This window comes from Bacillota bacterium (genome assembly GCA_024653485.1).
Classification (GTDB): Bacteria; Bacillota; SHA-98; order UBA4971; family UBA4971; genus UBA6256.
The window spans coordinates 47,514-54,205 of the sequence record JANLFY010000017.1 but is presented as its reverse complement, the minus strand read 5'-3'; the positions used below and the strand labels follow the sequence as shown (position 1 = coordinate 54,205).

The following is a 6,692-nucleotide window of genomic DNA, read 5'->3' as shown; positions in this document are numbered from 1 at the left end:
ATAGCGCCGGGTTCTGGCAATCTCGGAGCTCTGTAGATCACCAAGGTCCTCGGGAGTAACCCACGGGATGTCGCCATCCCAATACTCGGCGACTCCACTTTGGGGGGTCGAGCCATTCAGAACGAAGAAGATGCGCTTAAGCCGCTTTACCTCCCAATGCGCCGGAATCTCTGCCAGCCACTCGACGCGGGAATCCTTGTATGCCGGGTAGGGCTTCAAGACGCGACCCCCTCCCGCCGGGGCGACGGCATCCAGGGGCCGCCGGGCTGCCAGACGAAACGAAAATCCCCTGCTCGCGCGGCGGCACCGAGGACCGGTTCTACGTTTACAGCCCGGACCTCCGCGAAAGTCGCGGCCAGGGTCTCATCCGAAACATCGCCGAAGCCAAGGAGGTCTGCATCGCGCGTCGGGCGGATGGTCTCGCCCAGCCACATGAAAAGCAGGAGCGCTCCTTTGAGCACAAAGCGCTCGGCATGCCGAGATCGGGACAGCCGGTAGAGCAGGCGCTCAGTGGCGAAGCGGGTCAGCACCAGGTTTGGGTCCACTCCCAGCGACTGGGCATGTCGTATCAGGCGTGTATGGACAGATTGCGCCAGACCACTGGTTGTGCCGCTCAATACACCAGCACCTCCAGGTAAGGGGTCATCACTCGCTGGACGCGGCAAATGCCTGCGTAGCGGTCCAGCTCGTCCATGGTGAACTTGCGTTCACGCCATGCTTCGCGCAGGGCTTCGAGCGCTACGTCCAGGCCGACCTTGTTCCGGTACTTGAACAGATCGGCCAACGTCTTAGCGATGCTATAGACTCTAACTGACTGTCCTTCGACAGAATGCGTCTCGATCCCTGCCGTGAAGGCTTGGCCGCTGAAACGCACGACGCGCAGGGGAGGATAACGCAGGTTCGGCCGGCGGGCGCGGCGGTCGATGGCAACCCAAACCTCGGCGGGGAGTTGCGTGCCGATGCCGTGGAAAGCGAGCGCAGAGAGCAGGCAGACCACGCCAGATGGGGTGGCGCGGGCAACGATGGCGAGGCTGTGATGCTCGGTGAGCGGCTGGTTGGGCAGGCAGTATTGTCCGCGGGCGACGCGTTCCAGGGCACCTTCCCGCACGAGGTGTGTGAGGATCTGGCTGTGGATCCCCCTCTGGGCAGCCTCGTGGGCAGTAAGGCACCCATGCTTGTAAACGAGTTCCAGTACCTCTTCACGCTGTGAGCGTCTCATGTGTAATATTGTACCCACTTATATTTATATGTCAACGTTTTTACAATGATATCATGACGAGCCACCAGTCATTTCGGCCAACATCCGCACGATATCCTGCTCGATGGCGCGGATGTCGGCCTCGATCTCCTCGAGGGGCCGCGGTGGGGTGTAGCGGTAGAAGTAACGGTTGAAGTTGATCTCGTAGCCCACGATGCCGACCTTGCCGTCCTTCGGGTCACGCTTACTGGTATCGATCCAGGCGTCGGGCACATGGGGTTTGACCTCACGCTCGAAGAACGCGCGCACGCTTGCCGGCATGCCCTCGGCATCCACGGGGTCGTCGCCTCCAGGCAGGGGCACGTTTTCCGTGTCACGCAGCTCAGAGTCAGGCTCGGGGTGCCCACCCTCATCGCGGCAGATGGCGGCGGTCTCGTCGCGCTCAGAGAGAGCTGAGAGCATGGCTTTCTCCACGGGCGCGGGGAGCTTTAGGCCGGCCTTCTCCGCTTCGCTCTCGAGCATGCGCTGGAATTCCTCGCGGTCTTTATAAAGCGTTTGCGGAAGCCCTTGGAGAAACTGGCGGATGGCTTCCTGTTGCGCGTGACCCTGAGCGGCTTCCCGTTCCCCTGCAGCCCCCTTCTTCTTGGACTGGGCGAGGTTCTGGAACGCCCTTTCTTCTTCGATCCGTGCGATGCGCTCGGATCTCGCCTGGAAGTTCAGCCGGAGCGGACGCTCCACGGTGATCTTGCGGTAACCGAAGTGGGTTGTGGGGAAGATGCGGCTCACCACCACTTCTTCTTCCTTGCCGTCCTTCACGATGCGGCGGGTTTCACCATCCTGGAAGTTGCGCAGGATGCGGACGATGTCTGCCGCCTGGTCGGGAAGGATCTCGCGGCGTTTGTCGCCGAGGCTCTTGCGCATCGGCGCCCAGAAGGCGGACGCGTCAATGAGCTGCACCTTGTCACGGCGCTCGGGTGCCTTGCGGTTGGTGAGCACCCAGACGTAGGTGGCTATGCCGGTGTTATAGAAAAGCTGTTCGGGAAGGGCAATGAGCGCCTCGAGCCAGTCGTTCTCCAGGAGCCAGCGGCGGATCTCGCTCTCGCCGCTGCCGGCATCGCCGGTGAACAGCGGCGAGCCGTTCATGATGATGGCGATGCGCGAGCCACCTTCTTCGGGTTTCTTGGCGTGCGCGAGCATATGCAGCAGAAAAAGGAGCTGGCCGTCGCTGATGCGCGGCAGCCCCGGGCCGAAGCGGCCCGCCACGCCCCGTTCATGCTCGGCACGCACGGCTTCCTCATCGCGCTTCCAGTCCTTGCCGTACGGGGGGTTAGCGATCATGTAGTCGAATGTCCAGCCGTCGTGGGAATCCTTGGACAACACACTTCCGAAGGCGATCCTGTCAGCATCGTGACCGGTGGGATCCTTAATGAGCAGGTCAGACTTGCAGACGGCCCAGGTCTCGGGGTTTACCTCCTGGCCGAAGAGGTAGATGGTGGCATTAGGGTTGATAGGCTGCCGGATGATTTCGCCGTTGCGCCGCCAACCGATGGTGACATGCTCCTTAGTTATCGTCAACATGCCGCCGGAACCGCAGCATGGGTCATACACTGTACGCACAACCCCCTCGCGGCGTATGTCCTCCTCGTCACCTGCAAGCATAAGGTCTACCATGAGGTGCACCACGTCGCGAGGCGTGAAGTGCTCGCCTGGGTTTTCGTTCAGGGCCTCATTGAAGCGGCGTATCAGCTCCTCGAAGATCGTCCCCATCGTCGGGTTGTCGACCTTATCCGGATGCAGGTCCACGTTCTTGAAGCGCTCGAGTACTTTGAAGAGCAGTCCGGCCTCATCGAGTTTGCTGATGGTGTTATCGAAGTCGAACCGCTCGAGCACCTCCCGCATGTTGGGGCTGAACCCCGCGATGTAGTTCCGGAGGTTGGCGGCAAGATGCGGTGCATCAGCCAGGAGCCTCTCGAAATCGTAGCGCGAGGTGTTGTAGAAGGCGAGGCCCGATGCTTTGCGTAGTTGAGGCTCGAGGTTTTCGAGCTTGTCCCTGAAACGCGCCTGCGTCTCTAACACCTGCTCCTTGGTAGGTGCCAACACGCAGTCCAGGCGCCGCAGCACCGTGAGCGGCAGGATCACGTCCTGATACTTGCCGCGCTTAAAAGTGTCGCGAATGAGATCTGCAACACCCCAGATGAAACTGACGATTTCGCTGTGGTTCATCGGTCGCAACTCCCTGCTATAGGCTAGGTATCATTCTCATTCCTACACCCGGCACGTCGTACTTCCAGCGGTTGACCTCGCGCGGGCACTCGCCGTACCAGTTGCCTTTCTCGAAGTCCGGGTTCGGACACTTACCCGCCATACCCGCCGCAGGAGCATCGCGGCTGTATTTGCGCGCGCGGTAATACAATGACAGTACGCGTTTATTCTACACGCGACGCTCATACCAGGCCCCTTTCTTGGTTCCATGTCGTGCGAGCTTGCCTTCCTCGGTGAGCCGCGTGAGTAGCCGATAGGCTTGATCCGGCGACAACCGGCACAGCTCCGCCGCCTCCTTGCGAGTGATGCGGCCGTGCTTCGCCACATATTGCATCACCACCTGCTCCTGCTGCAGGGGTTGGAAGCCGCGCTGGCGCACGTAAGCGGCCTTTGCGCCGAGCCGCCGGTAGGTAGAGACGGAAAGGTGCCAGGCACGCCCTTTTCTCTCGCCCCGCGCCTCGACTAATCCAGCCTCCACGAGGCGGTTCAACACGCCCCTGGCATCGGCTTCGGGCTTCTGAATCAGCCGAGCGGCCTCCTCCGTCGTAAGGGCGCGCTCTTGCCACAATGCGTTCAACACGAGCAGTTCGTCCAAGCGCAGGTCTCGCCCGGCCTGCCCCTCCTCGACAAGCAAGCGCACGAAGTCGAGGTTGGCCTCGCCGCCGGGCAATACCAGCACAACACGCGTCGCGTCGCTGCGCGCGTAGGAAGGCGCGGGGCGGCCGTTGCGCAATTGCTCGTAGAAGATAGTGTCGATCCCGCGGGCGGTGCGCTCAACGACTCCCGCGCGCTTGAAAGCGTCGGCCAGTAAGGGGTTGCGTGGGCGCGGAGCCGTGGCCAGCAGGTTGTCGAGGCGCACGCCTTCCGGGAAACCGCCGGGATTGGATATCTCGATGCGGTCATCGTGCCACTGGACATACACCGCGCCTAGCCGGGTGTAATCGCGATGGATGAGGGCGTTGGCCAAGCCCTCGCGGAAGGCGGCGGGCGGGTAGTCGGGCACGCCTATGCGAAGCAATCCCGCGAGCTGTTCCCCTTCGCGGTTGCGGACGCGAAAGCGCGCCTCGATCTCCTCAATCACGCGCAACAGCGGCCAGCGGAAGAAGTCGTTGACTTCCACCGCTTGACCGGGCAACACTTGGAAGGCTACTTCATGGGCGGGTAGCAGGCGGCGGAGCGACTCCTCCTTGCCGAACAGCAGCAGCCCGAGCACCCGTACGGCGTTGACATTGCCGTTGGCCTCCACGGCACCGAGGGCTTTCGCCAGTTCAAGGTCTGGTAGATCGAGCAAGGTCTCGTCGCTGCGGCCCCGCCTTTCGCGGATGCTGCGCCGGAACCGCTCGAATTCCAGGGGGTCGAGGTCTTCCCAGCGGGCCGCAGGGACGACCAGTGTGGTATAGTCAAGAAGTCCGCGATCAGCCTGGAGGGCTTGCATCTCATGAAAGTGCAGAGGAACGCACGCGGGGCGGCTATCGCCGCCGATGGCGCGTCGCAGGTAGTGCCCTTCGGTTGTGCCGACGCGGGCGCGGCTCGGCGGCACCTCGATGGCCAGCACTTCCCTGCCGTCCATCGGGACAAGTTGCACGCGCACCGTTAGGGACGGCCGGGTGCGATTGGAGATCGTGGCTGTAAGCCGCGCAGTGCCGGTACGCCCGGTTTCGTGGCGCGGGCGCGCACCCGTGACGCGGCCGTCGTCTTCAACGCCAATCAACAACCAGGCGGACTCGGAGCTGGGGCGCTTGGCCAGGCACACCACTGCCTCGACCAAATCGCGGTCTGAGAGCAGAGCCCTCTCCTCACCCCTCAACTCTGCGTCAAGGGTCTCGCCACCCGCGATCGGATTGCGCAAGGCTTCACGCGTCATGGCTCCTCCTTCGAATACCCTAGCTGGGCGAGCTTACGGGCGATAGCTCAGCCGAGCGTTCGCCCATGCGCTATTCGTGCCTTGTTCGCGCAGGCGGGCCAGGAGTCACCGAACCCTGTCCTCGAGCAGCTCGCCGCCGGCTGCCCGCAACCCTCCCGCTGATGTACCGCCCCGGGGTGAGCACATGGCCGTGACCGCGAATCTCGTCCATGTTTGCCGACTTGTATTTGCCGACTTGCGGAAGCTGGGCACGTCCTGGAACTCACTTGAGCGTGAGTGCTCGGGGTCGGCGTCCTAAGCGCCCTGCGCCTCGAGCCGAACGTGCTTGTTCTCCATTGTTCTGCGGTCACAGGGTTATTCGGTAGGCCGCTTCTGATTCCTCCTGGGGCTAGGAGACACGAGAACGCGGAGGGCCGGCAGTGGCGTCGGATTCACCGCAGCAGGCGGGGCGCCAGGTGCGGGACCAAGGTAGGTGTTGGACCAAGCCACGCAAGCCATCCAACAGCTCAGGTTCGCCCGCTCTGCCTCCGTCGCCATAGCTGTCCCACAACAGATCTTCCCGGTCTTCCCTTAGATCCTAACGGTCATGAGGTTCCCGGATTCGTAGCGTCGTAGGCCCAGACTAAAGACGGCGCGCGCGGCCGTAGCCAGAACCAGGGTAGCGGCGACGAGGGCCGCGAAGAAGCCAGGATGGAAGCGGCGCAGGACGTTCACCGGAACCGAACTGATGAACCCGGCCGGGATCAGCGTGAAGAGGATCACCCTCGTAGCGCCCTGGAAGATCGTGGTCGGATAGGACGAAAAGTGAACCAGCGTCATCTGAAGCTGCTCCGAGAGCCCCTGAGAGCTGCCGATGAAGAACGCAAGCGAGTTCGCGAGCACGAAGAAGCTCACGAAAAAGACGGCGACGAGGCTCACCGACAGCACATAGAGGAGGAGACGTACCGGGGTCGCGTTCCCGAAAGCAAGGAAGACCAGGGTGCCAAAGGCGATATCGCCCCACGCTGAAGTGCTCATGCGGCTCACGAGGGCGTGCAAGAGCGCATCCCTGGGGAGCACGAGGTAGTAGTCGAGGTCGCCCCGAAGGATGAGCCCCGAAAGACCAAGCGCGTTTCCGAATACCCCCGTTGCCACGCCGAAGGACGTGGCCAGAACCGCCCACAGCACCACCACATCCTCGCGCTGCCATGACCCAAGCACCGGGAACCTCGTGAAGTACAGCCACCAGAATGCAAGCCATATGCCGTCGTTCAAGAACATGCCGAATACCTGCGAGATAAAGCTGGCTCTGTATTCCATGGCGGCCTGCAAGTTGAGTCGGGCATAGGCCGCTATTAGCCGCATGTCCGCCAAGAGCCCTGTCCTTGA

Annotated in this window: 6 protein-coding genes; all 6 read right to left on the bottom strand. The window is 62.4% G+C overall.

The window, feature by feature from the left end:
* Nucleotides 1–219: hypothetical protein (locus NUW12_11540; protein MCR4403384.1), on the bottom strand; the 219-nt coding region annotated here is incomplete at its 3' end.
* Nucleotides 216–617 carry a nucleotidyl transferase AbiEii/AbiGii toxin family protein gene (locus NUW12_11535; protein ID MCR4403383.1) on the bottom strand — a complete coding sequence of 134 codons (402 nt, stop codon included), beginning with the start codon at nt 615–617 and terminating at the stop codon, nt 216–218. The genes NUW12_11535 and NUW12_11540, both read right to left, overlap by 4 nt.
* The gene (locus NUW12_11530; GenBank protein MCR4403382.1) at nt 614–1,219 is read right to left on the bottom strand and encodes an AbiEi antitoxin N-terminal domain-containing protein; all 606 of its coding nucleotides are present in this window, start codon (nt 1,217–1,219) and stop codon (nt 614–616) included. Before NUW12_11530 ends, NUW12_11535 begins: the two co-directional genes overlap by 4 nt.
* A 51-nt stretch (nt 1,220–1,270) precedes the next feature.
* On the bottom strand, nt 1,271–3,421 hold the full coding sequence (locus NUW12_11525) for a type I restriction-modification system subunit M (GenBank protein ID MCR4403381.1): 2,151 nt from the start codon (nt 3,419–3,421) through the stop codon (nt 1,271–1,273).
* 208 nt (nt 3,422–3,629) lie between these two features.
* Entirely contained in the window at nt 3,630–5,324 is a 1,695-nt protein-coding gene (locus tag NUW12_11520) for a putative DNA binding domain-containing protein (protein MCR4403380.1), read from the bottom strand.
* Nucleotides 5,325–5,894: 570 nt separating this feature from the next.
* Nucleotides 5,895–6,668: an ABC-2 family transporter protein gene (locus tag NUW12_11515; protein MCR4403379.1), complete on the bottom strand. Its 774-nt coding sequence runs from the start codon at nt 6,666–6,668 to the stop codon at nt 5,895–5,897.
* Nucleotides 6,669–6,692: the final 24 nt, after the last annotated feature.